Below are 26,011 nucleotides of genomic sequence, written 5' to 3'. Positions count from 1 at the left end.
CCTCAGGCATCTTGGGTAAAAAAAAAGCAGGCACCGGTTCCACCGAGCCTGCCTGCTCTTGCGCTGAGGCCATGGGCCCGCAGCATCTGGCGAGGTTCTCAGTCCTTGCCGTAGGGGTCAAAGTCAAAGTACTTGTCGGCAATCTTCTTGTAGCGGCCATCAGCGCGGATGGCGGCAATCGCATCATTGAGCGACTTCTTCAGCTCAGGCTGGCCCTTGCGCATCGCAATGCTGGCGCCTTCGCCAAAGATCTTCTTGTCCACCAGGGTGTCGCTGACAAATTCAAAGTTCTGGCCTTCGGGCTTCTTCAAAAAGCCATAGGCAATCTCGACGCTGTCAGCCACCGAGCCATCGAGACGGCCGGAGTTGATATCCAGGTACACCGGGTCACGGCCCGGGTAGGACACCACATCGACGCCGGCAGGCTTGAGGTAGGTCAGCGCCCATTTTTCCTGGATGCTGGCCTTGAGCACGCCGATTTTCTTGCCCTTCAGCGATTCGGGACCGGTGTATTTGAAGCCTTTGGGCATCACGATGCGCGCACCGGTGTGGTAGTACTTGTTCGTGAAGTCCACGACACGGGCGCGGTCCTCGTTCTTGGCCATCGAGCTGATGATGACGTCGTATTTCTTGGCCTGCAGACCGGGGATCATGCCGTCCCAGACCTGCTCGACGAAGACGCACTTGCGCTTGATCTCGGCGCACAGCGCATTGGCGATATCCACGTCGAACCCGGCAGGCTGGCCTGTAGGCAGCTTGTAGGTAAAGGGCTCATAGCTCAGGTCCACGGCCACTTTCAGATCGGGCAAGGCCTGCTGCGCGGACACCGCCGCACCGCCCAGCATGCACACACCGGCCACCAGGCCCAGCACCCATTTTCTTGTCATATCGTCCTATCTCCGCTCAGGCAAAAAACAAAGCCGCTGGGCCAGACGAACCCGGCACAGCGGCTGATCAGTATAGCCCTATAAAACCAGGGATATAAGCGGTTTACGGCGTGGCCAGCACCGGTTGGCTGCGGCCCCGGTTCCACAGGTAGATACCCAGCAGCACCATCGGCAGGCTGAGCCACTGGCCCATGCTGAGGTTCAGCGACAGCAGGCCCAAGAAGTCATCGGGCTCGCGGAAGTACTCGGCAATGAAGCGCAGCAAGCCGTATCCGATCAGGAAGACGCCGGCCACCTGGCCCTCACCACGCTGCTTGCGCGAGTACAGCCACATGATGACAAAGAGCAGCACGCCTTCGAGCAGGAACTGGTAGATCTGCGAGGGGTGGCGCGGCAGCATCGAGCCGCTTTGCGGAAACACCATGCCCCAGGGCAGGTCGGGGCTGGAGAAGCGGCCCCAGAGCTCGCCATTGATGAAGTTGCCCACGCGCCCCGATGCCAGGCCCAGCGGAATGCAGGGCGCGACGAAGTCGGCCACCTGCAGCCAGGGCCGGCCCTTCAACCTGGCAAACAGCACCATCGACAGGATCACCCCGACCAGACCACCATGGAAGCTCATGCCGCCTTGCCAGACCGCCAGGATCTCCAGCGGATGGCTGAGGTAGTACCCGGGTTTGTAAAACAGGCAGTAGCCCAGACGGCCACCGACGATGACTCCGAGCACGCCGTAGAACAGAATGTCCTCGACATCCTTGCGTTGCCAGCGGGTGGGCGTGGTAACCGAGGCAAAAGGCTGGTCCTTGAGGCGGCGAATGCCCAGGAACAGAAACAGGCCAAAGGCGACCAGATAGGTCAGTCCATACCAGTGCACGGCCAGCGGGCCGAGCTTGATGGCAATCGGGTCAAATTGGGGATACATCAGCATGGCAGGCATTGTGCCGCAGTTCGCAGCGGGCAGCGCCAACCCGGGTGGTGGCACAGGACTTACCCGCGCCCATGCGCATTCGATTACACAATCGATATCATCGCGTTCAACAAAAATTTACGTCGAATTAACCAAATAACCAAGACAAAACATTCAATATGACCAAAGCAAAAAGGAATTTGCGATCAATATGACAGCAATCGCCTTGGGTCACGCTATACTGCCAGCGGCGGCAGCAGTCCAGCCACCGCTAGAATCTTCCATCCAGCTTTCAATCCACGCTATGACTTCCACCAGTGTTCCATTGACCGGTAGTATTGTTGCCCTGATCACCCCCTTGCATGCCGATGGCAGCGTGGACTATGCAAGCCTGCGAAAACTGATCGACTGGCATATCGCCGAGGGCACCAACTGCATCGGCGTGGTGGGCACCACCGGCGAGTCGCCCACAGTCACCGTCGAAGAACACATGGAGATCATCCGTGTTGCCGTCGAACAGGCCAACAAGCGCGTGCCCATCATGGCTGGCTGTGGTGCCAACTCCACCCACGAGGCCATCACCCTGGCCAAGTACGCCAGGAGCGTGGGTGCCGACAGCCAGTTGCAGGTCGTGCCCTACTACAACAAGCCAACCCAGGAAGGCCAGTTCCAGCACTTCAAGGCGATTGCCGAAGCGGTGGGCGACCTGCCTATCTTCCTCTACAACGTGCCCGGCCGCAGCGTGGCCGACATGCAGCACGACACCGTCCTGCGTCTGGCCGAAGTGCCCGGCATCGTCGGCATCAAGGAAGCCACCGGCAACATCGAGCGCGCCCAGTGGCTGATCAAGGATGCACCAGCTGGCTTTGGCATCTACTCGGGCGATGACCCCACCGCAGTGGCGCTGATGCTGTGCGGCGGACACGGCAACGTCAGCGTTACCGCCAACATCGCGCCGCGCCTGATGAGCCAGCTATGCCAGGCAGCAATTGCCAAGGATGTTGGTCGGGCTATGGAAATTCAGAATAAACTGCTGCCGCTGCATAAAGCCCTCTTCTTGGAGGCCAACCCCATTCCGGTAAAGTGGGCGGCCAACAAGATGGGCCTGTGTGGCCCAACCCTGCGCCTGCCGATGACCGAGCTTTCCGCCGGTCTGCATGGCACGGTGGAAGCTGCCATGCGCGGAGCCTCCTTGCTCTAAAGCAATCATCCGCGCGTTGCCTCTGTTAAGGATTTGAACGTGAATTCCCTCGCAAAACTCAGCGTGCTGAGCCTGTCTGTCACTTTGGCCGCTTGCGGTACCGGCAATATTCTCGAAGGCGACAAGATCGACTACAAGAGCGCCTCCAAAGGACCAACGCTGGAAGTCCCTCCGGACCTCACCCAGCTGTCCAAGGACTCGCGCTATGTCGTGCCTGGCGGCACCGTTTCGGCTGCGGCCTACCAGGTGCAAAAGGATGCTGCACCCAAGGGCACGGCCAACACGGCTGCCTCGCAGATTGGCGACGTGCAGATCGAGCGCGATGGCAACCAGCGCTGGCTGGTGATCGACCGCCCCGCAGACAAGATCTGGGAGCCGGTCAAGGATTTCTGGCAGGAAAATGGCTTTGCACTGACCATTGAGCGCCCCGATATCGGCATCATGGAAACCGACTGGGCCGAAAACCGCGCCAAGCTGCCGCAGGATTTCATCCGCCGCTCCATTGGCAAGGTGTTCGACTCGATCTACTCGACCGGCGAGCAGGACAAGTTCCGCACCCGTATCGAGCGCCGCCCTGATGGCAAGACCGAAGTCTATGTCAGCCACCGCGGCATGGAAGAGGTCTACTCCAACAAGGAAAAGGACAGCACCATCTGGCAGCCCCGCAAGGCCGATCCCGAGCTGGAGACCGAATTCCTGCGCCGCATCATGGTCAAGCTGGGCGTGAGCGAAGAGCAGTCCAAGGCGATTGCTGCTGCGCCGCTGGCCCCTGTCAGCACCTCCAAGATCGCCACCGCAGCCGACGGCTCGCCACTGCTGCAGGTCAGCGATCCGTTTGACCGCACCTGGCGCCGCGTGGGCCTGGCGCTGGACCGCACCGGCTTCACCGTCGAGGACCGCGACCGCAGCCAAGGCGTGTACTTCGTGCGCTACATCGACCCGACCGATCTGAACAAGAAGCCCGACGGTTTCTTTGCCAAGATTTTCAACCGCAACCCGGATGCACCGGACCCGATCAAGTACCGCATCCAGGTCAAGAGCGAGGCCAATACCAGCAACGTCACCGTGCTCAACGAGAGCGGCAAGGCAGATACCTCGGCGAATGCACAGCGCATTCTCAAGGTACTGGCAGACGACATGAAGTGATGCCCTGCCCGGCCCGTTGGGCCGTGTACAGCCTCCGAGGCCACTGCGCATGCGCAGTGGCTTTTTTCATCGGCGCCGGCGGCCGCTGAAGGGCCTTAGCAGCAGGCCCCCCAGCCCCGCGCCCCCACAAAAAAGCCCGTGCAAAGCACGGGCTCGTTCAGGCGGATCAGCAGCGCCGGCCCGGTGGTCACCCCAGGCCAGCGGCTCAGCGCTTACTTGCTCACCGATTCCTTGGCAGCGGTAGCAGCGTTGGAAGCAGCATCGGCAGCGGCCTTGGCAGCATCCGCAGCGGCAGCGCCCGCATCCTTGGCAGCGTCAGCTGCGTTGTGGGCAGCGTCCTTGGTCGCATCAGCAGCATTGCCGGCGGCTTCCTTGGTGGCATCTGCGGCCTTCGAAGCAGCAGCGCTGGCATCGGCAGCAGCATCCTTGGCAGCGTCAGCAGCAGCGTTGGCGGCGTCCTTGGCAGCTTCAACAGCGGGGGCAGGTGCCGGTGCTGGCGCTTCCACGGGCGCAGGTGCTGGTGCTGGCACAGCAGCTTCTTCCTTCTTGCCGCAAGCAGCCAGAGCAACAGCAGCCATCAACGATGCGATAACAAGGGATTTCTTCATTTCGGTATTCCTAACGACGGTGGATTCTTGTGGAACGGGCCGGAGCAAGCAAAGCGCTCCGGCCAAGGGTGCGTAGCACAAAGTAATAACGCCTCAGCGTCTGGAATGAATTATAGGGATTACCCGGGCCGCATGCCTATGCTAACAGCCCCTGCAACGTTGCCGGCCAGCAACGAAAGACACGGTTGTCAACAATGGCCTACAAACCCAGTACGGTCGCCGCAAAATCCGGCGTGCTGGCGGAGCGAATCCACTCCTGCAAACGCTCGCCCACCGGCACGATGGCACTGCGCTCGGCGCTGGCCACACCCACACAGCGCGCCACATCCAGGCGCTGCACCGCCCACTGCGGCGACCACAGCGCACTGGGGACTTGCGCCACATCGCGGCTCAGCAGCCGCCGGCACTGCAGGCGGTGGTCCCAGGTCTTGCGCCATTGCACCCAGCGCGGGTGGCGCTGCACCAGCCGGTCAAAGCGGTGGGCCAGCACCGTCATCTGCCCGCCCTGCCGTGCCCACTGGTGCAGCAGCTCCACTGCATCGGCGCTGCCCCAGGCCCAGTCGGCAAAATCCGCATCGGCCACGATGATCTGGCGCCAGCCCTGCGCGGCCGCATTCTGCAGAAAGTACTGCAGCTGCGCATCAAAGGCTGCCCGGCCCTCAAAGCGGCCGCTCAGGCCTTCGGCGGGCTGCCACGCCGCAGGTGCAGGGACGCCGCTGCCCATCACTGCGGCACCGCGTGGGCCCAGCCGTCCTCGCACCATTGCGACAGCAGCTGCAAGGCATCGTCACTGGCACCGCTGATATCGCGGCGGTCCAGGTGGCGGCCATCGGCCAGCTTCTTCATCAGGCTGAAGTCACGGCCAGCGGCGCGGTAGCTTTCGCCATTGATGAACACATGGTGCTCGTCGTACATCATGCGGGTCTTGCGGTCCAGGGCCACGGCTTCGAGCATCGCCGGCGAGTCCTCGGGCTCGAACCAGACGTTGGCCTTGGGCTCGGTCAGTGACTCGCCCAGCGCGCGGGCCAGCGCCAGCGGCTCGGCCAGGCGCTTTTCGATGGCCGCGCGGGCAAAGTCCAGCATTGCTGGCGGAATGGCGCCCGGTGCCTGCACCGCCGTCTGCTTGGGATCCTGGTAGATCGGCGAGGCGGCCTTGGCATTGACCTCGCCATCCATCTCGTCACCCTCGGACATGCGCATCAGCAGCTCGCCGGCCAGCTCCTGCTGCGCCGGGGAGCGAAAGCCGATCGAGTAGGTCATGCACTCGCCTTCGGCCACGCCGTCATGCGCGTAGCGCGGCGGCAGGTAAAGCATGTCGCCGGGCTCAAGCACATACTCCTCCTGGGCTTCGAACTCGGCCAGGATCTTGAGCGGTATGCCTTCCTTGAGCGCCAGGTTCTTTTGCTTGCCGATGCGCCAGCGGCGCTTGCCATGGGCCTGCAGCAGGAATACGTCATAGCTGTCGAAATGCGGGCCCACGCCGCCGCCATCGCTGGCATAGCTCACCATCAAGTCGTCCAGGCGTGCGGCCGGCACAAAGGCAAAACGCTGCAGCAGCGCATGGGCGGCGTCGCTGTGCAAATCGAGGCCTTGCAGCAGCAAGGTCCACTCCGGCGTCTTGAGCGAGGGGATGGCGCGGCGGCTGAACGGGCCGTGCTTGACACTCCAGGCGCCCGCCTTGTGCTGGATCAGGCGCGACTCCACACCCTCCTCGCCGGCCAGCTCAAACAGCTGGGCGCGCGGCAGCGGCAACTGCAGGTCTTTCCAGTCGCTGACGGCACCGCGCACCAGCAGCGGCTTTTTCTGCCAGTAACGGCGCATGAACTGGGCCGGAGAGATGCCCCCCAGCAGAGGCAGTGCTTGTTCGATTTGCATGGCTTTCTCGGTGATCCTCTGGGCACCCGGGCCCAAACTGCGACAATTGTCCTATGGAAATCACTGATCAATGCGTGGTCGCACTGACCTGGACGCTGAAAGACACCTTGGGCGAAACCCTGGACGTGCTCGACGAGCCCGTGGAGTTCCTCGTCGGAGGCCAGGATTTGCTGGCCCGCGTGGAGCAGGCACTGCAAGGCCATACCGTCGGTAGCCGCGTGCAGCTGCACCTGGAGCCCGAAGACGCCTTTGGCGACTACGACGAGGAAAAGGTCTTCCTCGAATCGCGCTCGCTGTTCCCGCCGGATCTGGAAGAAGGCATGACCATCGAAGGCCATGCGCTGCCCCAGGGCACCAACCCTGATGCTCCGCGCGACATGATCTACACCGTCACCGAGCTCTACCCCGAGCATGTGGTGCTGGACGGCAACCATCCGCTGGCCGGCATCGCCATTCGCCTGGACATCCAGGTGGCCGGTGTGCGCGAGGCGACGGAAGAAGAGATTGGCACAGGCACCTGCGGCACCGGCTTCTTCCGCGTGCAGCCCCAGGCCCCGGCAACAACCTGCTGCACTGACGACGGCGCTGGCTCCACCTGCGCCCAACCCGCCAGCCAAGCACCCCGACCAAGGCCATCCCACCGCGATGGCCTTTTTCATGGCCTGTTTATTTCTGTCTTGACAGAAATAAATGAAACCCTAGAATCCACACCATGCAAATGACCGACATCCAACAACAATTTGTGCTGCACTGGGGCGAGATGGGATCGATGTGGGGCGTCAACCGCACGGTGTCGCAGATCCATGCGCTGCTGTTTGTGCTGGGCAAGCCGCTCAATGCCGAGCAGCTGAGCGAGACCTTGAACGTGGCGCGCTCCAACGTCAGCAACAGCTTGAAGGAGCTGCAATCCTGGCAGCTGGTGCGGGTCACGCATGTGCTGGGCGACCGGCGCGATTATTTCGAAACCAGTGTCGATGTCTGGGAGCTGTTCCGCACCATCGTGCGGGAGCGCAAGGAGCGGGAGTTCGACCCTACCACCCGCCTGCTGCAGTCCCTCGTCAACAGCCCCGACTTTGCCCGCGAGAGCGCCGATGGCCAGGACCGCATCATGGCAACCCTGGAGCTGATGCAAAAGCTGGGCGCCTGGAGCGACGAAATGCTGCGCCTCTCACCTGCGACGCTGGACAAGATTTTGACCCTGGGCGCCACCGTGCAGCGTTTTGTGCGCGGCAGCCCTGCGGCGCACGAGCCCGAAGCGCTGCACAAGTCCTGAGAACACAGCGGCTGTACTCTGAACGAGAACGGCCTTTTTTGGGCACCATTATTTCTGTTGTGACAGAAACATCGAAAGGAATGCATATGCTGAGCCGTGACACTGCCGATACCCGCTTCCCGCTGACCATTTACTACGACGCCAGCTGCCGCATGTGCAACGCCGAGATGCGCCACCTGATGCTGCGCAACCAGGCGGGCAAGCTGATCTTTATTGACGCCAGCACCGCCGACCTGAGCGAGGCCCCGGCCGACAAGGCCGCGCTGATGCAGGCCATCCACGGCGTGGACGCCGATGGCAAGGTCTACACCGGGGTCGACTGCCTGACACGCGCCTACCTGGGCGTGGGCTGGGCCTGGGTGCCCCGGCTGGCCGGGCTGCCGCTGGTGGCGGATGCACTCGACAAGCTCTACCCGCTGCTGGCCCGCAACCGCTACCGCCTGCCCCTGGCCCCGATGGCCTGGGTGCTGGAGCAAGGCCTGCAATGCACGGTACGGCGCCAGGCGCGGCAGGCTGCAGCGCGCAGTGCGGCCTGCGCACGCGGCAGCGATGCCTGCGACATCGACCACCCGCGCTGAAAGCGCTGCAAGCACCCAGGCCCTTGCCTACCAGGAGAGACCATGCACAACACCAACGCTCCCCAACCCACCGTCTTGCTCTGCGGCGGCCAGGGCTTTATCGGCCAGGCGCTGGCGCGCCAGTTGCGTGCCCAGGGCATGCGCGTGATAGCGGCCAGCAGGCGCTCGCAGCCGCCACTGCAATTTGCCAGAATGCAGCAGCCCGCCGACTGGCTGCCCCATCTGCAAGGCGTGGACCTGGTCATCAATGCCGTGGGCAGCCTGCGCGACCAGCCGGGGCCCAATGGTGCCAGCCTGGAGGCTCTGCACCAGACCAGCCCGCAAGCACTGTTCGAGGCCTGCGCCCAGGCGGGTGTGCGGCGCGTGATGCAGCTCTCGGCCCTGGGGGTGGACGACAACGACACCGCCTATGCGCGCACCAAGCGCACAGCAGATGCCCGTTTGCTGGCATTGACTGCGCAAGGCCAGCTCGACGGCATCGTCGTGCGGCCCAGCATTGTCATTGGCGCACAGGGCGCCAGCACCCAGCTGTTCATGCGCCTGGCACTGCTGCCGGTGCTGGTGCTGCCGGCGGTGATGCAGCAGCGCCTGATTCAGCCGGTCGCGGTCGACGAACTGGCCGAGGTGATGGTGCGGCTGCTGCAGTCCCCCACCACCGGCATCGTGCCGCTCGGCGGGCCGCGGCGCCTCAGCATGGCACAGATGATTCTGAGCCTGCGCCAGCAGGCCGGCCGCAGCAGGGCCCTGCAGCTGCGCCTGCCCGGCTGGGCCACCCAGGCCAGCGCGCGGCTGGGCGATGCGGTGCCCAGCAGCCCCTGGTGCAGCGCCTCGTTGCAGCTGGCATCGCTGGACAACTGCTGCGATCCGGCGCCGATGGCGCAGTGGTTGGGCCGTGCGCCCACCGACCCTGGGCAGATGCTGGCGCTGATCCGCAACCCGGCAGCTCCCCCCTCGCCCGAAAGCCGCGCATGAGTACCACGCCACGCGCACAGTCCACGCAGCAGCCTTTGCAGCTGCTGCGGCTGAGCCTGGTTGCCGTCTGGTTGTGGACCGGCATCGCCAGCCTGCTGCACTGGCAGCGCGAAAGCACTGCGTTGCTGGTGGCGGGCGGCATTCAGACACCCGGCATTCACGCCTGGCTGATAGGCGGCGGCGCGGCGCTGGATCTGCTGCTGGGCCTGTGGCTGCTGTGCCGGCCCGGGCGCGCGGCCTATGGCGCGTCGTTGGCCGCCATGCTGGTGATGACCCTGGCCGCCACCGCCTTGCTGCCTGGCCTGTGGCTGCACCCGCTGGGCCCCTTGTCCAAAAACCTGCCGATTGCTGCTGCCCTGTGGCTGCTGTGGCACAGCAGTACCCGCGACGGACGGAGTGGATGATGAACACCTATCTGCTGCTCAAAACCCTGCACATCCTGTCGAGCGTGCTGATGGTCGGCACCGGCTTTGGCTCGGCGTTCTATATGTTCTTTGCCAACCGCAGCGGCAATGTGGCGGCACAGGCGGTGGTCAGCCGCCTGGTGGTGCGGGCTGACTGGTGGTTCACGACGCCGGCGGTCATCATCCAGCCGCTGAGCGGCTGGGCCCTGATGACAATGGCGGGCTGGCCCTGGCATACGCCGTGGCTGCTGCTGTCAATGGCGCTGTATGTGCTGGCGGGCCTGTGCTGGTTGCCGGTGGTCGCCATGCAAATCCGCATGGCCCACATGGCCGCCCAGGCCGATGCCCAGGGCCAACCGCTGCCCGACGCCTACCGGCGCCTGGCCGGGCGCTGGGAGGCACTGGGCTACCCGGCCTTTGTGGCGATGCTGGGCGTGTACTACCTGATGGTCAACAAGCCCTCACTTTGGAACTAGTGTTTTACAAACCCAATGCGCGCAGGTCAACACGGCCGTTCAGCATCGGCGGGCACCAGTAGTAGGCGTTGGTAACGGGGTTGGACATCTGGAACAGGCCATCGGCAATGCCGTCTTCCTCGCCCGCCATGCGGCGCATCTGCGCTTCAAAGGCGTCAAAGCTGCGGCCAAAACCGGCAAAGATGGCGCCCACGGCGTCGCTGCCATCGGGCTGCACCTTCCACCAGGGCATATTGCGGCGCAGGATAAAGGCTTCGGGGCTGAAGCTCTCCTGCGCGGTGCGCTTGACGTGGGCCGACGCAGGCGCATCGTCCAGCTCTTCGTTGTCGCTCAGGCGCCGGCCAATCATGTGGTCCTTCTGCATGGCGCTCATGCGGGCAAAGGCATCCATGTCATGCTGCCACTGCTGCACGGCAAAGTAGCTGCCGCCGTCCAGCCCCGCGCCCATGCCGTCGGCAATGGCGGCATGCACCGCGTCGTCGTCCTTGGGGTTTTCGGTGCCGTCTTCGTAGCCGGTCAGATCGCGCACCGCATCCTTGCCGTTCCAGCCGTGGCGGAAGCAGTCCACCACCTTCTCGCGGCTGAAGGCCGGCGCCAGCAGCGCTGCGGCCTCGCGCGACAGGCGCAGCACATCGCCCCGGTCATTGCCGCGCAGCCACAGGCACAGCGCATGGGGCGTCAGCGCCAGCGGCCCCTGTGGGCCGGTGATGGCCGGAAAGTTGCGCAGACCCGGCACCTGCACGCCCAGCAGATCGGCCACCGGCTGGCCGATGCAGACGACCACCTGCTCGCCATCGGCCCATTGCTGCAAGCGCGCCAGCGCGGCGCGCACGGCCGGTGCATCGCCTGCGAGTTTCCACAGTTGGTAGCGGCTGGCGGCGGGTAGCGCCAGCAGGATTCCTGGTTGGTTCAAAGCGGTCATCGTGTTCGGGACGCGCAGCTGTGCCGCTGCGTCTTGGCTGTTGGATTGCAATCAGCTATTGTCGCGCAGCTGTCCTACAAACAAAGTCCTTGGCCATTCGCATTCCCCAATCATGGCCATAGGTGTTGCGCTTTCACTGCAGCTTGGCAGAATCTGTGCGATCAATGTCATTGCTGCCAGATTGCCGTGCGTGCACACTGGGCGCATGCCTCCATCCCGCACCACCGCCGCCCACAGCGCCCAGCCCGGCCACCGTGTCATCTGCATTGCCTACCCGCGTGCAATGAGCCTGGACATCACCGGGCCCATGCAGGTGTTTGCCACGGCCAACGATGTGCGCGAGCGCCAGGGCCTGCCCGCCTTCTACCAGCTGGTCTTCGCCGGGCTGGAAGCCGGGCCGGTGGACTTGTCCTGCGGACTGCAGAAGGTGGCCACCCAGGGTTTGGCCCAGCTGCGCCCGCCCCCCAACAGCACCGTGCTGGTACCCGGCGGCGACGGCGTGGTCGAGGTGCAGCACCACAGCGGCCTGCGCCAGTGGCTGCAGCGCACGGCGCCCAAGGTGTTGCGCCTGGGCTCGGTCTGCTCGGGTGCGCTGATCCTGGCACGCGCCGGCCTGCTCGACGGCCTGCCTGCCACCACCCACTGGTGCCGCCTGGCCGAACTGGCGGGTATGGAGCGCCCCATCCAGGTCGATGGCGACCGGCTGCACACCTTTGATGCCAGCCATCCGCAGCAGCGCCATATCTTCACATCCGCCGGGGTGACCTCGGGCATCGACCTGGCGCTGAGTTTGATCGAGGCCGACCTGGGCCGCAGCATGGCGCTGGCCGTCGCCCGGCACCTGGTGATGTTTGTGCGCCGGCCCGGCGGCCAGGCGCAGTTCAGCCCGCTGCTGGCCGCAGAGACCACGCAGGCGCCACGCCTGGCCGGGCTGCTGGAATGGATTCCCGGCCACCTGGGCGAACGCCTCAGTGTGGAGCAACTCGCAGCGCAGGCCTGCCTGCCGCCGCGCACCCTGGCGCGCGTGTTCCAGCAGGAGCTGGGCACCACGCCGGGCCGCTATGTGGAGCGCGTGCGGCTGCAGGCCGCCACCACCTTGCTGAGCCAGCGCCAGGCCTCTGTCTCCACCGTGGCACGGCTGTGCGGCTTTGGCCACCCGGAAAACCTGCGCCGCAGCTTTCACAAGACCTTGTCCATCAGCCCGCAGGCCTTTGCCGAGCGCTTTGGCGCCGGATAGCGAAGGCCAGCCGCACAGAGGCTGACCCGCTCAACCAGATACCCCACGCGATCCGGACAGCCTGTGCTGCCCGGCGGCACCCACACGTCCCACCATTCCCTGATCCCCGCCCATGCTGCTACAAAACCACCCCCAACTGCTCACCCTCAGCATCGCGCAGGCGCTGTACTGGTCCTGCTCCATCATCGGCATCGCCCTCACCGGCCTGGTGGGCCGGCAACTGGCGCCCTGGCCGGTGCTCGCCACCGTGCCGCTGACCTTGCTGGTGGCAGGCAACCTGCTGTCGATTGGCCCCCTGGCCCGCTGGATGCAGCAGCATGGCCGCGCCCGGGGCCTGCAATGCGGCGCGCTGCTGGGGGTAGCCGCCGGCCTGCTGGCCGCCTGGGCGGTGGTGCAGGCCAGCTTTGGCTTGTTCTGCCTGGCGATGCTGCTGCTGGGCGGCTACCAGGCATCGGCCGGTTTTTACCGCTTTACCGCGCTGGATGGCATGCCGGCCGAGCACAGTGGCCGTGCCGCAGCCTGGGTGCTGGCCGGTGGCATCGCCGCGGCCCTGCTCGCGCCCAGCCTGGCCATCCATGCGGCCAGCGCCCTGACCACACCGCTGGCAGGCGCCTACCTGGCGATTGCCGTGCTGGCCTTGCTGGCCTGCGCGCTGCTGCAATGCCTGCCAGCGCGCCTGCACCTGCCGATGCAGGCCAGGTCAGCCGCCCCGCCGGTGGTATCGCGGCGCCAGCTTTGGCAGCGTCCCGCGCTGCGCCAGGCGATCATGCTGAGCGCCTGCGGCCATGGCTTGATGGTGCTGGTGATGAATGCCACCCCGCTGGCCATGCATGGTGCGGGCCACTCGCTGGCCAGCTCCACCCAGGTCATCCAGTGGCATGTGCTGGGCATGTTTGCGCCCTCGCTGTTTGCGGGCCGCGCGGTAGACCGTTTTGGCGCGCGGCGCCTGGCCTGGCTGGGTGCCGCCCTGCTGGCCGCCAGCGCGGCGGTGGCGCTGAGCGGCCCGCAGTTCCTGCCCTTCTTGATCAGCTCCTTGCTGCTGGGCGCCGGCTGGAACCTGATGATCCTGGCAGGCACCAGCCTGCTGAACCAGGCCAGCACCCCGGAGGAACGCCCCCAGGCCCAGCCGATGATGGAGTGGACCAACAACGGCAGCGCCGCGCTGATGTCGCTGAGCTGCGGCGTACTGATCCAGACCCTGGGTTGGCAGGCGGTGAATGTGGCAATGCTATTGACCCTGGCACTGCTGGCCTGGCAAGGCGGCCGCGCGGCCTGGGCGGCGCGCGCGCAAGCCTGAATCACAGAGTGCTTCAAGCAGGCTTGCGGGCCAGCCGCTCGCGCCAGATGCGCTCCACCCAGGGCGCAAATCCGCCATCCACTGCTGTCAGCAAGGGCAGGCTTGTGGCGGTCACGGCATCTGCCAATGCTGCGGCCCAACCTGGGCTACCCCACCCTGCCTGCAAAGGCGCAGCCAGCACCCACTCCTGGCCCCAAAAGTACAGTTGCGCCGCATGCACATGCGCCTGCATCTGCTGCACCTCGGCCAGCGCCTGGGGCTCGGCCAGCTGCAGCCAGATATCGGAATACAGAAAGTCCACCGGCTGCTGCGGCGCAGGGCGCCACTGCAACGCATCGGCTTGCACGATCTGGATCTTGGCCGCCGCCTCTGCCGGCAAGCCCTCCAGCACCTGCATGTGCTGGAACAGCGCGATCACTTGCGGATCCCGCTCGACGACGGTGACCCGCTCCACGGCCGGGTTCAAGGCCATATTGGCCGTCGCCCAGCCCATCCCCAGGCCCATGACCACCGTGTGCCCCAGCGCATGTCGGCAGGCCAGCTCCTGGCTCTCGATCTCGAAAGGCGACAGCGACATCCAGGTGTCCCATCCGCCTTCGGCGTTCTTGCGCAACAGCGCGGTTGTGCCGCCATAGATACAGGCACCGCTGTAATAGCCCCTGTCCAGTCCCATACCGCCGCGCAGCAGCCGCCAGGCGCCCTGCTCGCCCAGCTGGTATTGGGGCATGTGCCAGGGCGTCTCGAACACCGGTACGCCCAGCGCCTGCGCCAGCACGTGGATATCCAGACCACCGGCCACAAAGCCTTCGCCTGGCTGGGACTTGGCGGTCAACGACTGCATGGGCTCTGATGGCATAGCTATCCCCACGAAAAGGCATAAACAGCCAGTGTAGATGCACAGAGCCCGCATCACTGCGGGCTCTGCAACAGGCAAGCGTCGGGTTGGCGCTTACAGATTGCCCACCATGTGCTCGGGCACCACCCACTGGTCAAACTGCTCGGCGGTCACATGGCCGCTGGCCACAGCGGCATCGCGCAGGCTGCTGCCTTCCTTGTGCGCCTTCTTGGCGATATAGGCCGCCTTGTCGTAGCCGATATGGGTGTTCAGGGCGGTCACCAGCATCAGCGAGCGGCTCACCAGCTCGGTGATGCGCTCGCGGTTGGGCTCGATGCCCACGGCGCAGAGGTCGTTGAAGCTCACCATGCCATCGGCCAGCAGGCGCACGCTCTGCAGGAAGTTGTGCGCCACCATCGGGCGGAACACATTCAGCTCGAAGTTGCCGGAGGCGCCACCCACGTTGATCGCAGCATCATTGCCGAACACCTGGGCGCAAAGCATGGTCATCGCTTCGCACTGCGTGGGGTTGACCTTGCCCGGCATGATCGACGAGCCCGGCTCGTTCTCAGGGATGGAGATCTCGCCCAGACCGCTGCGCGGGCCCGACGCCAGCCAGCGCACATCGTTGGCGATCTTCATCAGGCTGGCGGCCAGGGTCTTGAGGGCGCCATGACCGAACACCAGCGCATCGCAGGAGCCCAGCGATTCGAACTTGTTGGGCGAGGTCACAAAGGGGTAGCCGGTCAGCTTGGCCAGCTCTTGCGCCACACCTTCGGCGTAGCCCTTGGGCGCGTTCAGGCCCGTGCCCACGGCGGTGCCGCCCAGCGCCAGCTCATACAGATGGGGCAGTGCCGACTTGAGGTGCTTGGCGCCATGCTCCAGCTGGGCCACCCAGCCGGAGATCTCCTGGCCCAGCGTCAGCGGCGTGGCATCCTGCAGGTGGGTGCGGCCGATCTTGACGATGTCGTTGAAGGCCTCGCTCTTGGTCTGCAAGGTGCGGCGCAGCTTTTCCAGCGCGGGCAGCAGCTTGCGCTCGATGGCGGTGACCGCCGCCACATGCATGGCGGTGGGGTAGACGTCGTTGCTGGACTGGCTTTTGTTCACGTCGTCATTGGGATGCACCAGGCGCGACTCGCCGCGCTCGCCGCCCAGCAGCTCGCTAGCGCGGTTGGCCAGCACTTCATTGACGTTCATGTTGGTCTGCGTGCCCGAGCCGGTCTGCCAGACCACCAGCGGGAACTCATCGGGGTGCTGGCCGGCAATCACCTCGTCGGCGGCCGCATTGATGGCCTTGGCCTTCTTCTCGTCGAGCAGGCCCAGCGCGTTGTTGACGGTGGCACTGGCCTTTTTCACCTGCGCCAGCGCATGGATGATCTCGCCGGGCTGCTTCTCGCCACTGATGTCGAAGTTCTGCAGCGAGCGCTGCGTCTGGGCACCCCAGAGTTTGTCGGCGGGCACATCGATCAGGCCGAAGGTGTCTTTTTCCTGGCGGGTAGCTGTCATGTCTGGATCACTCCTTGTATCTCAACAATTGCAACGCGGCTCGTCTGGCTGGTAAGCGTTTGGCTGGTGGGCCGCAGGATTCGTCAATAGGGCGCCGCCCGCCTTGCGGCAAAGCGGGCGCGGCACCGCATCCTAACGCAGTCAATGACAGCCGTTCTCATCTGCGCCGAGCAGCCATGCTGCGCGCATGCTCATAGCGCAGACCGACACCTGAGCGACACCTGAGTCTTCTAGAAGACTTATCAGGCATTTGCCACCACCGGCCTGGCGAAAGGCCGATAATCGCTGCCGTGATACCGAGCGCCAACGGCACCATAGCCTTGCGCAATCCAAAACCCACCCCACAAGCACGATGACCACCTCCATCCGTCAGCAGGACCTGATCGACTCGATCGCGGGCGCCCTGCAGTACATCAGCTACTACCACACACCGGATTTCATCCAGCACCTGGCACGGGCCTACGAGCGCGAGCAAAGCCCGGCGGCCAAGGATGCGATGGCCCAGATCCTGACCAACTCCAAGATGAGCGCGACCGGCCAGCGTCCCATCTGCCAGGACACCGGCATCGTCAACGTGTTCCTGAAGGTGGGCATGGATGTGAAGTGGGAAGACTTCACGATGGGCCTGGAAGACGCCATCAACGAAGGCGTGCGCCGTGGCTACAACCACCCCGACAACACCTTGCGTGCCTCGGTGGTGGCCGACCCTCAGTTCGCCCGCAAGAACACCAAGGACAACACGCCTGCCGTCATCAATGTGCAGATCGTGCCGGGCGACAAGCTGGATGTGACCGTGGCGGCCAAGGGCGGCGGCTCGGAGAACAAGTCCAAGATGATCATGATGAACCCCAGCGACAACATCGTCGACTGGGTGCTCAAGACCGTGCCGACCATGGGGGCGGGCTGGTGCCCACCGGGCATGCTGGGCATCGGCATTGGCGGCACCGCTGAAAAAGCCGTGCTGCTGGCCAAGGAAAGCCTGATGGAGGACCTCGACATGTACGAGCTGCAGCAAAAGGCTGCCAGCGGTGCCGAGCTCGATGAGGTGGAAAAGCTGCGCCTGGAGCTGTTCGAGAAGGTCAATGCGCTGGGCATCGGCGCCCAGGGCCTGGGTGGCTTGACCACCGTGCTGGACGTGAAGATCAACATGTACCCCACGCACGCGGCCTCCAAGCCTGTGGCGATGATCCCCAACTGCGCCGCCACCCGCCACGCCCATTTCGTGATGGACGGCTCCGGCCCCGTGTACCTGGACCCGCCATCGCTGGACACCTGGCCCAAGATCGACTGGGCTCCCGACTACAACAAGTCCAAGCGCGTGGACCTGAACACCCTGACCAAGGAAGAAGTGGCCAGCTGGAAGCCCGGCGACACGATATTGCTCAACGGCAAGATGCTGACCGGCCGCGATGCTGCGCACAAGCGCATCCAGGACATGCTGGCCAAGGGCGAGCCCCTGCCCGTCGACTTCACCAACCGCGTGATCTACTACGTGGGCCCGGTGGACCCGGTGCGTGACGAAGTCGTAGGCCCTGCCGGCCCGACCACCGCCACCCGCATGGACAAGTTCACCGACATGATGCTGTCGCAGACCGGCCTGATCGCGATGATCGGCAAGTCCGAGCGCGGCCCGGTCGCCATCGAAGCCATCAAGAACCACAAATCGGCCTACCTGATGGCCGTGGGCGGCGCCGCGTATCTGGTCTCCAAGGCCATCAAGCATGCCAAGGTGGTCGGTTTTGCCGATCTGGGCATGGAAGCCATCTATGAATTCGATGTGGTCGACATGCCCGTGACCGTGGCCGTGGATGCCGGCGGCACCAGCGCCCACATCACCGGCCCCGCGATCTGGAAGGAAAAGATCGCCACCGGCCAATTCAAGGGCATTGAAGTCGCAGGCGCCTGATTTGCTCCCCGCCCTGCCCCGGGGCGAGCGACCCACGAAACCGCCTCCGGGCGGTTTTTTGCTGCGCTGGAGGCCAGCTTTACCCTTCCCAGCCCTCAAACATGACTATGCTTGGCCCCCAGGTACGGCGCATGCTGTATCGTGGAGGCTGAACACCGCTAAGGAACAAAAACATGGCCAAGCCGAATTACCAGTACGAGAAGCGCCAGCGCGAGCTGGAAAAGAAGAAGAAAAAGGAAGAAAAAGCCCAGCGCAAGGCCAGCGGACACTCTGCGTCCGACACCCCCGACCACACCGAAGACGGCGCGCCCTCGCAGCCAGATGCAGACAACAGCGCTGACGCAGGCGACGCAGCAGCCGACCAAGCCAAGTCTGCCGACTGAGCACGGCGCGCCTTCAACGGCAAAAAAAACGGGCCGCCAGCATTGCTGCTGCGGCCCATTTGCATTTCTGGAGCGCTGCTATCCGCCCAGCGCCGGCAAGGTGTTGAACAGCAGCACCATCAACAGACCCACGAACGAGACGATGGACTGCACCACGGTAATGGTGCGGGTCGCCTCGCCCATCGTCATGCCAAAGGACTCCTTGACCATCCAGAAGCCGGCATGGTTGGCATAGTTGAAGAACAGCGAGCCGCAACCAATCGACAGCGCCAGCAAAGGCAGGTTCAGGCTGGGGTCGGCAGCGGCGAGCGGGGCCAGCAAGCCGGCTGCGCCCACAATGCCCACGGTGGCCGAACCGGTCGACACCGACAGCAGCATCGCAATGAGCCAGCCCAGCACCAGCGGCGGGAACGCAAACTGGTGCGTCAGGTGCACGATGGCATCGCCCACCTTGGCGCTGGTCAGCACCTGCTGGAAAGCGCCACCGCCGGCAATGATCATGATGATGCCGGCAATCGGCTTGAGGCTGGCACCCAGGGTGTCACGCAGCTTTTCGGCATCGCCGCCACGCAGGTAGACCATCGTGAAGGCCGCAAACAGCACACCCAGCAGCATCGCAATCAGCGGGTTGCCCAGGAAGCTGGCGACCTGCAGCAGCGCCGAACCCTTGGGCAAGGCCATCTCGGCCAGCGCATGGGCCAGCATCAGCAGCGCGGGCAGCAAGGCCGACAGCACGCCCATGGCAATGCCGGGCTGGTTCTTGCCGCTGTCGGTCTTGGTCTCGGTAAGTTGGTCCAGCAGCGCCTGTTCGGGCCGGGTCGTCATGCGCGGGGTGATGAAAGCGCCGTACAACGGACCGCCCAGCACCATCGCGGGCAACGCAGCCAGGAAGCCGTAGAGCATTGTCGGGCCGACGGTGGTCTTCAAGGTCGCAATGGCGGTCAGCGGGCCCGGATGGGGCGGCACCATGCCATGCATCGCCGCAAGCGCCGCAATCACCGGCACGCCGACATAGACATAGGCCGAGCCCTTGAAGTTCTCGCGGCTTTCGAGCTTGCGCGCGACGCTGAAGATCAGCGGCAGCATCACCACCAGACCCACCTCGAAGAACATCGGAATCCCGATGATGAACGCCACCAGGGTCATCGCCCAGGGAATCATGCGGTCCGAGGTATGGCGCAGAATGGCGCTGGCCAGGCGCTCGGTGGTGCCCGAATCGGCCAGGATCTTGCCGAGCATCGCACCCAGCGCTATCACCACGCCGACGGCACCCAGGGTCTTGCCTGCGCCGTTGGTGATGTTCTTGGCAATGTCGCCGGGCGCCATGCCGGTGGCAAAACCCACGCCGATACAGACGATCAGCAGGGCCAGCAACGGGTGCATGCGGATGCGCGAAACAATCAGCGCCACCAGCACCAGCACACTCACCAAGGCGGTCAGCAGCAATTGGATATCGAAATTTGACATGCGAGAAGATGTGGATTTGTGACACGCATCCCCAGCCGCCCACCGCAAGCAGGGGCTTGGGCATGCCCCAACCTTCCCATCCTACGCCGATCAGCCACCCCAGGCTGTAGTCGGATTTCTCCGGGCCGGGCGCCAGCCCAGCCCGCCGGCGCTGGCCATCAAGGCGCCGTCGATGCCCGGACTCGAACCAGCGCTTGACCAGATCGCGCTCGTCGGCGCTCAGCCCCTCGGGGTTGCCAAAGGGCATCTTGCGCAGCACGACGACCTGCTGGTAGATCTGCTGCGTGTGCTGGGCCACCTCTTGCGGGCTGTCGAGCTTCACATTCTTTTGCGCCAGGCCGGTGGCGCTGTGGCACAGCACGCAATGCTGGGCAAACACCTTGGCTACTTCGCCGTACGGTACGGCGCCGGCAGCGGGCTGGCTGGCAGGGGCAGGTGTTGCCGCCACCGCAGGCTGGGGGCCGGGGCGCAGCCAGGCAATCACGCCCAGAATCACCAGCACACCGATCAGCGCATAAGGCCAGGGGTGCTTGTTGCGGCCCAGCTTGTGGCCATGGCGCAGCACAAAGAACTGGCGAATGGCCGCGCCGGCAAACATCATGCCGATGAGCACCAGCCAGTTGTACTTCTGGTTGTAGAGCCAGCCGTAGTGGTTGGACAGCATCGCAAACAGCACCGGCAACGTGAAATAGGTGTTGTGCACGCTGCGCTGCTTGCCGCGCTTGCCGTAGACGGGGTCCACCGGGTCACCATTCTTCAAGGCCCGCACCACGGTGCGCTGGCCAGGAATGATCCAGAAGAACACGTTGGCGCTCATCGACGTGGCCAGCATCGCCCCCATCAGCAAGAAGGCCGCCTGGCCGGGGAAGATATGGCAGGCCAGGTAGGCGGCGATGCAGACCAGCACCAGCACCATCGCGCCCACGATCGCATCGCCATGCTTTTTGAAGCCGAACACGCGGCAGATGCCGTCGTACAGCAGCCAGAACACCGCCAGAAAGCTCAGCGCCGTGAACACCGCCAGCGGGGCGCTCATCGCGTTGGGATCGGCCGGGTTGACCAGGTAGATATTGGCGTTCCACAGGTAGGACACCGTCAGCAGCGCAAAGCCCGACAGCCAGGTGGTGTAGCTCTCCCAGTAGAACCAATGCAGGTGGTCCGGCAGCTTGGGCGGCGAGACATTGAACTTGACCGGGTGGTAGAAGCCGCCGCCATGCACGGCCCACAGCTCGCCGCTGACGCCCTGCTTTTTCAGGTCTTCGTCCTCCGGCGGGGTCAGACTGCTGTCGAGAAACACAAAATAGAACGAGGAACCCACCCAGGCAATGGCCGTGATCACATGCAGCCAGCGCAACAACAGGTTCGCCCAATCGAGGATATAGCCTTCCATTGCTCTCATCCTTGGCAGCGTAGGGGGCTGCCAGTGCGAGGGAGGGGTGATGCCCCGCTCTCCTCCTCAAGCCGCCAGTGTGGAAGCACCGGCCACTTGTTGAACCTGCTCACCACGGCGGGCGATCTGAGCAGCAGACAGGCCGCAATCCACAGCCATCATCGACATGACCGGGGCACCGCTGCGACCTTTTGTAGACTTAAAGTGTATGCAATTTCTGCCGCCCAAAGGTCGGCAAAAAGCTGCACAGCCCCTAGATAAAACCCTGATGCAACGCAGCAAAACCGCTGCAGGCCGCCTCCGCACCGCCTGCGCCGTGCCTGCCCGCTGTGAAAAACGCATCAGGCATGCTGCGCGCGTTGCAGGTGCTGCAGCAGCTGCGCGGCCACCGCAATCGCAATCACCTCGGGCTCCTTGCCATGGATGCCCGGCAGCCCGATCGGGCAGGTGATGCGGGCAAACTCCGCATCGGCAAAACCCCGCTCGGCCAGCCGGTGCGCAAAACTGGCACGCTTGGTGGCGCTGCCAATCAAGCCGATCAGGTCCAGATCGCCGTGCTGGCGCTGGCGCTGCAGGCAGGCCTGGGTGATCTGCAGGTCCTGCTGGTGGTCGTGGGTGAGGATGAACACACTGCTGCCCGGCGGCAGGTCTGCCACCGCCATCTCGATCGGGTCGGAATACTCGGTCTGCACCTGGGCCGGCAGCCCGGGCGGAAACAGCTGCTCGCGGCTGTCGACCCAGGTGATGTGCAGCGGCAGCGTGCCCAGCAGCTGCACCAGGGCTGCGCCCACATGACCGGCACCAAACACCGCTACCGGGCTGCACACCGGGGCCAGGGACTGCGCCAGCCGTGCGCTGTCGGCCTGGGCAATCCGCTCAAAACGCAGCTGCACCACGCCGCCGCAGCACTGGCCGAGGCGCGGGCCGAGCGCAAAACGCTCACTCAACGGCGCGCCGCCACGGGCCAGCAGATCGCGCGCCTTGCTGGCAGCCTGCCACTCCAGGTGGCCGCCGCCAATCGTACCGAGCTGGTCCTGGGCAAACACGGCCATCCAGGCCCCGGTATCGCGCGGCGCCGATCCCTGTGTAGACTCCACCTGAACCAGACAGGCATCCTGCGTCGCCAGGCGAGCCAATAATTGCTGCAGTACGGGCATGCCTTGTTCCATGATGAAAAGCGGCCTGCGATACTGCAGGGCCGCTGTAGACGGATTTGTACCATGAGTGATCGACCCTCTCCCTCCCTGCTGTCACGACTTTGGCATACGCTTTTTCGTATACCGCGCAAGGCGCCAGCGCCGACCAATGCAGCGGCGGGCCGGGATACGAACGCAGCCCGCCCCGCCGAGCAGGATGACGACCAGGACAGCTACCTCTCGGTGCTCACTGAATTGCCAGGCATGCGCATGCCCGCCTGGTCCCCGCAAGCCGATGGCCAGGACTCGGTGCTCAACCCGGTTGCCGATGAGGCCTACCGCAAGCGCTGCGCACAGCACCTGTATGACCGCTATGCCGAGCGCATCTACCCCGGCATGCTGCCGCCCATGCTCTACGCCATCGGCGTGCTGGAGCTGCTGCTGGATGAAGACGGCCATATCCAGGACATGAACTGGATGCGCGAGCCCGCGCAGGCCCAGGAGGTGCCGCCACAGATCGAGGCGCTGGTGCAGGCCGCTGCCCCCTTCCCTGCCCCGCAGCATTTACGCCATGGCGAGGTCATGGTCTCCTATACCGAGACCTGGCTCTGGGATGCCTCCGGCAAGTTCCAGCTGCACACCTTGAGCGAAGGCCAGCAATAAGCCGCTCGCACAAGGCGCAGGCGCAAAAAAACCGGCCAGTTAAAGCTGGCCGGTTTCTGCTGAGCAGCCGCTGTGGGCGCTGCTTTATTCCTTGATCTTGGTGATCTTGGCGCCTTGCAGCGACACGCCCGCTTCCAGGCCTGCGTTGTTCAGCACAAAGCTGGTCACAGGGGCCTGGGCCGAGGTGGTGTCGATGCTGCCGTTGGCGCCGATGCGGCCGGCGGCCACGGTGGCGTCTGCACCTACCGACCAGCCATTGCTGTCGCGGAACTTCGCCAGCGCTTCAGGCGTGTTGAACACATAGATGACGGCCTTGGACTGGCCACCGGCCTGCCAGCCGATCGACGCGCCGGTGGTGCTGTAGTAGCTGTCGCTGCGGTTACCCACGCGCAGCACGCCACGGCCATGCTCCACACCGATCACAAAGCTGCCGCCAATGACGGATGGGAACACCAGCACGCCCTTGGAGCGCGCGACCAGGTCCTTGGAGCCAGGAGCGGTCTGGTACAGGCGCTCCAGCGCAGCGTTGGCGCGGGCATCGACGGATGTTTCGTCTGCGCGCGGCGCATTGCTGGTCTCAGGCTTGGTGACCGTGCAGGCCGCCATCGACAGAGCGCCGGCAACCACGGCCGCCGCAACACCCAGGGTGCGCATGGAAAAACGTTGCATACCTACTCCTTTGAAATTTGCTGTTATGGCAATCAGGTCTGCACCGCCGTCTATTCGGCGGTACCCCTAGGAGAGAATGGTAGCCACACCCCGTGACGCTGGAAGCCTGCAGATACAACTTGCGGCGTCGGCCTACAGGCTGGGTGATGCGTGCCTGAGACAGGTCAAACGCGGCCGCGTGCATGCGCCCCGCCTCACGACCCCCGGTAGGTCGAATAGCTCCAGGGGCTGACCAGCAGCGGCACGTGGTAATGCTGGTCGGCATGGGCGACGCCAAAGTCCAGGTTCACCTGGTTCAGAAAGTTGGGGCTGGGCAGCTCCACGCCCTTGGCGGCAAAGTAGGCCGCCACCTCAAAGCTCAGGCGGTAGGTGCCGGGGCGCAGCGATGCATTGTCAAACAACGGGGTCTGGGTGCGTCCGTCGTGGTTCAGCGTGTCACGCCGGATCAGGCGCAGCTCGCCGCCATCGGTGGCATACAGTGCAATGTCCATGCCCGCTGCGGGGCAGCCGTGCATCGTATCGAGAACGTGGGTGCTCAGGCCCATAGGTAAATCTCCTGATGATTCTGGGTAAGATCGGACTGGTGATGTGCACTAAAAGTGTATACACTTTTTGTCATTCGGCCTACTATCCTGACATGGAAACCACCTCAACGTCCACCATTGCCCAATCCCTGACCCGTGCCATCGTCGAGCACCGGTTGCTGCCGGGCACCAAGCTGGCCGAGCAGAAACTCGCGGACCACTTTGGCGTGTCGCGCACCCTGGTGCGCCAGGCGCTGTTCCAGCTCTCGCAGAACCACCTGGTCACGCTGGAGCCGGCACGCGGCGCCTTTGTGTCGACCCCGTCCGTCACCGAAGCGCGCCAGGTCTTTGCCGTGCGCAAGATGCTCGAAGCGCAGATGACCCGCAGCTTTGTCGAGACCGTCACGCCCAAGCAGATCAAGGTCTTGCGTGAGCATGTGCGGCAAGAGGCCGCCGCCGTGCACCGCGCCGATGTCACCGAGCGCACCGAGCTGCTGGGCGACTTCCATGTGCGCATGGCCGAGCTGATGGGCAACGATGTGCTGGCCCAGCTGCTGGGCGACCTGATCTCACGCTGCGCGCTGATCACCCTGATGTACCAGTCGGCCAGCGCTGCCGCCCATTCGCACGAGGAGCACGAAGAGATCGTGCAGGCCCTCGCCCGCAAGGATGCAGAAGGCGCTGTGCGGCTGATGATCGCGCACCTGGAGCATGTCGAGCAAGGCCTGCAGTTCGAACGCGAGATTCCCAGCAACGATTTATCCATGGCTCTGTCCTCGATCACGCTATGACCTACGACGCTACCACCCCCTACCCCCGCGACCTCATCGGCTACGGCCGCGATGTGCCCCACGCCCAGTGGCCCCAGGGCGCGCGCATTGCCGTGCAGTTTGTGCTGAACTACGAGGAAGGCGGCGAAAACCATGTGCTGCACGGTGACCCGGGCAGCGAGCAGTTCCTGTCGGAAATGTTCAACCCGGCCTCGTACCCGGACCGCCACATGAGCATGGATGGCATCTATGAATACGGCTCGCGCGCCGGCGTATGGCGCCTGCTGCGCGAGTTTGAGAAGCGCAGTCTGCCGCTGACGGTGTTTGGCGTGGCCTCGGCACTGCAACGCCACCGCGAACTGGCCCAGGCGTTTTCCGATCTGGGCCATGAGGTGGCCTGCCACGGCCTCAAATGGGTGCACTACCAGAACACGCCCGAAGACGTGGAGCGCGCCCACATGCAGCAGGCGATGGACATCTTCCACAGCCTCTACGGCAGCCGCAGCACCCACGGCCTGGGCTGGTACACCGGCCGCGACAGCCCCAACACCCACCGCCTGGTCGCCGATTTTGGCGGCTTCGCCTATGACAGCGACTACTACGGCGACGACCTGCCGTTCTGGATGAAGGTCGGCAAGAGCGATGGCAGCGCCGCCCACCAGCTGATCCTGCCCTACACGCTGGACTGCAACGATATGCGCTTTGCGCTGCCCCAGGGCTATTCGCATGCCGATCCCTTCTTCCAGTACCTCAAGGACAGCTTCGATGTGCTGTACGCCGAAGGCGATCCCGCCGGTGAGAACCGCCCCAAGATGATGAGCATCGGCATGCACTGCCGCCTGCTGGGCCGCCCGGGCCGCATCACCGCACTGCAGCGCTTTCTGGACCATATCCAGCAGCACCAGAACGTCTGGGTCTGCCGCCGCATCGACATCGCCCGCCACTGGGCCGAGCGCTTTCCCGCGCCCACGCTCTGAAAGAC

25 protein-coding genes and 3 pseudogenes are annotated in these 26,011 nt (G+C 64.5%); 15 read left to right on the top strand and 13 right to left on the bottom strand.

The features are described 5' to 3' along the window. Positions 1 to 98: 98 nt before the first annotated feature. Positions 99 to 887, bottom strand: coding sequence for a transporter substrate-binding domain-containing protein (locus MJ205_RS03350; RefSeq protein WP_239811182.1), 789 nt, complete (start codon positions 885 to 887; stop codon positions 99 to 101). Positions 888 to 990: 103 nt separating this feature from the next. Beyond that, positions 991 to 1,821 carry a prolipoprotein diacylglyceryl transferase gene (gene lgt, locus MJ205_RS03345; protein WP_239811181.1) on the bottom strand — a complete coding sequence of 277 codons (831 nt, stop codon included), beginning with the start codon at positions 1,819 to 1,821 and terminating at the stop codon, positions 991 to 993. Between the two features lie 274 nt (positions 1,822 to 2,095). Between lgt and dapA the strand changes: the two genes are divergently transcribed. Then, on the top strand, positions 2,096 to 2,992 hold the full coding sequence (gene dapA / locus MJ205_RS03340) for a 4-hydroxy-tetrahydrodipicolinate synthase (RefSeq protein WP_239811180.1): 897 nt from the start codon (positions 2,096 to 2,098) through the stop codon (positions 2,990 to 2,992). Between the two features lie 39 nt (positions 2,993 to 3,031). Continuing rightward, positions 3,032 to 4,138, top strand: coding sequence for an outer membrane protein assembly factor BamC (gene bamC / locus MJ205_RS03335; RefSeq protein ID WP_239811179.1), 1,107 nt, complete (start codon positions 3,032 to 3,034; stop codon positions 4,136 to 4,138). A gap of 344 nt (positions 4,139 to 4,482) precedes the next feature. On the opposite strand, the pseudogene MJ205_RS03330 reads toward bamC, so the two are convergent. From MJ205_RS03330 to MJ205_RS03320, 3 genes and pseudogenes are all read right to left on the bottom strand, one after another. Beyond that, positions 4,483 to 4,746, bottom strand: a pseudogene (locus MJ205_RS03330) (hypothetical protein); the annotation flags it as partial. 199 nt (positions 4,747 to 4,945) lie between these two features. After that, the gene (locus tag MJ205_RS03325) at positions 4,946 to 5,470 is read right to left on the bottom strand and encodes a hypothetical protein (protein ID WP_239811178.1); all 525 of its coding nucleotides are present in this window, start codon (positions 5,468 to 5,470) and stop codon (positions 4,946 to 4,948) included. Further along, the gene (locus tag MJ205_RS03320; protein WP_239811177.1) at positions 5,470 to 6,621 is read right to left on the bottom strand and encodes a cupin domain-containing protein; all 1,152 of its coding nucleotides are present in this window, start codon (positions 6,619 to 6,621) and stop codon (positions 5,470 to 5,472) included. The genes MJ205_RS03325 and MJ205_RS03320 overlap by 1 nt, the downstream gene beginning before the upstream one ends. A 53-nt stretch (positions 6,622 to 6,674) precedes the next feature. On the opposite strand from MJ205_RS03320, the pseudogene MJ205_RS03315 reads away from it, so the two are divergent. The 6 genes and pseudogenes from MJ205_RS03315 (at position 6,675) to MJ205_RS03290 (ending at position 10,324) form a co-directional block, all read left to right on the top strand. Beyond that, positions 6,675 to 7,198 (top strand): annotated as a pseudogene (locus tag MJ205_RS03315) (FKBP-type peptidyl-prolyl cis-trans isomerase). 135 nt (positions 7,199 to 7,333) lie between these two features. Continuing rightward, the gene (locus tag MJ205_RS03310; protein WP_239811176.1) at positions 7,334 to 7,894 is read left to right on the top strand and encodes a GbsR/MarR family transcriptional regulator; all 561 of its coding nucleotides are present in this window, start codon (positions 7,334 to 7,336) and stop codon (positions 7,892 to 7,894) included. Positions 7,895 to 7,980: 86 nt separating this feature from the next. After that, the gene (locus MJ205_RS03305) at positions 7,981 to 8,472 is read left to right on the top strand and encodes a thiol-disulfide oxidoreductase DCC family protein (protein WP_239811175.1); all 492 of its coding nucleotides are present in this window, start codon (positions 7,981 to 7,983) and stop codon (positions 8,470 to 8,472) included. 42 nt (positions 8,473 to 8,514) lie between these two features. Beyond that, complete coding sequence (locus tag MJ205_RS03300) at positions 8,515 to 9,444, top strand: NAD-dependent epimerase/dehydratase family protein (RefSeq protein WP_239811174.1); 930 nt, start codon at positions 8,515 to 8,517, stop codon at positions 9,442 to 9,444. Then, a complete protein-coding gene (locus tag MJ205_RS03295; protein ID WP_239811173.1) occupies positions 9,441 to 9,848 on the top strand; it encodes a DoxX-like family protein in 408 nt (135 codons plus the stop codon). The genes MJ205_RS03300 and MJ205_RS03295 overlap by 4 nt, the downstream gene beginning before the upstream one ends. Continuing rightward, a complete protein-coding gene (locus tag MJ205_RS03290) occupies positions 9,848 to 10,324 on the top strand; it encodes a DUF2269 family protein (RefSeq protein ID WP_239811172.1) in 477 nt (158 codons plus the stop codon). The genes MJ205_RS03295 and MJ205_RS03290 overlap by 1 nt, the downstream gene beginning before the upstream one ends. Positions 10,325 to 10,328: 4 nt before the next feature. Here the strand turns inward: MJ205_RS03290 and MJ205_RS03285 are convergent, their stop codons facing one another. Continuing rightward, positions 10,329 to 11,246 carry a Dyp-type peroxidase gene (locus tag MJ205_RS03285; RefSeq protein ID WP_239811171.1) on the bottom strand — a complete coding sequence of 306 codons (918 nt, stop codon included), beginning with the start codon at positions 11,244 to 11,246 and terminating at the stop codon, positions 10,329 to 10,331. A gap of 205 nt (positions 11,247 to 11,451) precedes the next feature. On the opposite strand from MJ205_RS03285, the gene MJ205_RS03280 reads away from it, so the two are divergent. Further along, on the top strand, positions 11,452 to 12,483 hold the full coding sequence (locus tag MJ205_RS03280; protein ID WP_239811170.1) for a GlxA family transcriptional regulator: 1,032 nt from the start codon (positions 11,452 to 11,454) through the stop codon (positions 12,481 to 12,483). A 112-nt stretch (positions 12,484 to 12,595) separates the two neighbouring features. Next, complete coding sequence (locus MJ205_RS03275; protein WP_239811169.1) at positions 12,596 to 13,780, top strand: MFS transporter; 1,185 nt, start codon at positions 12,596 to 12,598, stop codon at positions 13,778 to 13,780. Between the two features lie 13 nt (positions 13,781 to 13,793). Here the strand turns inward: MJ205_RS03275 and MJ205_RS03270 are convergent, their stop codons facing one another. Next, complete coding sequence (locus MJ205_RS03270; RefSeq protein ID WP_239811168.1) at positions 13,794 to 14,621, bottom strand: hypothetical protein; 828 nt, start codon at positions 14,619 to 14,621, stop codon at positions 13,794 to 13,796. Between the two features lie 108 nt (positions 14,622 to 14,729). Beyond that, complete coding sequence (fumC, locus tag MJ205_RS03265) at positions 14,730 to 16,121, bottom strand: class II fumarate hydratase (RefSeq protein ID WP_239811167.1); 1,392 nt, start codon at positions 16,119 to 16,121, stop codon at positions 14,730 to 14,732. 352 nt (positions 16,122 to 16,473) lie between these two features. Between fumC and MJ205_RS03260 the strand changes: the two genes are divergently transcribed. Next, on the top strand, positions 16,474 to 18,027 hold the full coding sequence (locus tag MJ205_RS03260; RefSeq protein ID WP_239811166.1) for a fumarate hydratase: 1,554 nt from the start codon (positions 16,474 to 16,476) through the stop codon (positions 18,025 to 18,027). 173 nt (positions 18,028 to 18,200) lie between these two features. Next, the gene (locus MJ205_RS03255; RefSeq protein WP_239811165.1) at positions 18,201 to 18,410 is read left to right on the top strand and encodes a hypothetical protein; all 210 of its coding nucleotides are present in this window, start codon (positions 18,201 to 18,203) and stop codon (positions 18,408 to 18,410) included. A 78-nt stretch (positions 18,411 to 18,488) separates the two neighbouring features. Here MJ205_RS03255 and MJ205_RS03250 read toward each other — a convergent pair whose 3' ends face one another. The 3 genes and pseudogenes from MJ205_RS03250 to xdhC all read right to left on the bottom strand — a co-directional run bounded on the left by MJ205_RS03250 (position 18,489) and on the right by xdhC (position 22,424). Continuing rightward, positions 18,489 to 19,877, bottom strand: coding sequence for a GntP family permease (locus tag MJ205_RS03250; protein ID WP_239811164.1), 1,389 nt, complete (start codon positions 19,875 to 19,877; stop codon positions 18,489 to 18,491). Positions 19,878 to 20,052: 175 nt separating this feature from the next. Beyond that, positions 20,053 to 21,267 (bottom strand): annotated as a pseudogene (locus MJ205_RS03245) (urate hydroxylase PuuD); the annotation flags it as partial. Positions 21,268 to 21,608: 341 nt separating this feature from the next. Next, positions 21,609 to 22,424 carry a xanthine dehydrogenase accessory protein XdhC gene (gene xdhC, locus MJ205_RS03240; protein ID WP_239811163.1) on the bottom strand — a complete coding sequence of 272 codons (816 nt, stop codon included), beginning with the start codon at positions 22,422 to 22,424 and terminating at the stop codon, positions 21,609 to 21,611. Positions 22,425 to 22,487: 63 nt separating this feature from the next. Between xdhC and MJ205_RS03235 the strand changes: the two genes are divergently transcribed. Then, positions 22,488 to 23,066: a hypothetical protein gene (locus MJ205_RS03235; protein ID WP_239811162.1), complete on the top strand. Its 579-nt coding sequence runs from the start codon at positions 22,488 to 22,490 to the stop codon at positions 23,064 to 23,066. Positions 23,067 to 23,150: 84 nt separating this feature from the next. Here the strand turns inward: MJ205_RS03235 and MJ205_RS03230 are convergent, their stop codons facing one another. Then, positions 23,151 to 23,735, bottom strand: coding sequence for a BPSL1445 family SYLF domain-containing lipoprotein (locus MJ205_RS03230; protein ID WP_230771885.1), 585 nt, complete (start codon positions 23,733 to 23,735; stop codon positions 23,151 to 23,153). Between the two features lie 194 nt (positions 23,736 to 23,929). Next, the gene (uraH, locus tag MJ205_RS03225; protein WP_230771886.1) at positions 23,930 to 24,280 is read right to left on the bottom strand and encodes a hydroxyisourate hydrolase; all 351 of its coding nucleotides are present in this window, start codon (positions 24,278 to 24,280) and stop codon (positions 23,930 to 23,932) included. A gap of 92 nt (positions 24,281 to 24,372) precedes the next feature. Between uraH and MJ205_RS03220 the strand changes: the two genes are divergently transcribed. Together MJ205_RS03220 and puuE are read left to right on the top strand one after the other, a co-directional pair. Then, positions 24,373 to 25,050: a GntR family transcriptional regulator gene (locus MJ205_RS03220; protein ID WP_239811161.1), complete on the top strand. Its 678-nt coding sequence runs from the start codon at positions 24,373 to 24,375 to the stop codon at positions 25,048 to 25,050. Then, the gene (gene puuE / locus MJ205_RS03215) at positions 25,047 to 26,006 is read left to right on the top strand and encodes an allantoinase PuuE (RefSeq protein WP_239811160.1); all 960 of its coding nucleotides are present in this window, start codon (positions 25,047 to 25,049) and stop codon (positions 26,004 to 26,006) included. The genes MJ205_RS03220 and puuE overlap by 4 nt, the downstream gene beginning before the upstream one ends. Positions 26,007 to 26,011: the final 5 nt, after the last annotated feature.

The sequence above is a fragment of the Comamonas sp. B21-038 genome (assembly GCF_022387135.1).
Taxonomy (GTDB): Bacteria; Pseudomonadota; Gammaproteobacteria; order Burkholderiales; family Burkholderiaceae_C; genus Comamonas; species Comamonas sediminis.
The sequence above is the reverse complement of the archived record's forward strand: the minus strand, read 5'-3'. Positions and strand labels throughout refer to the sequence as shown.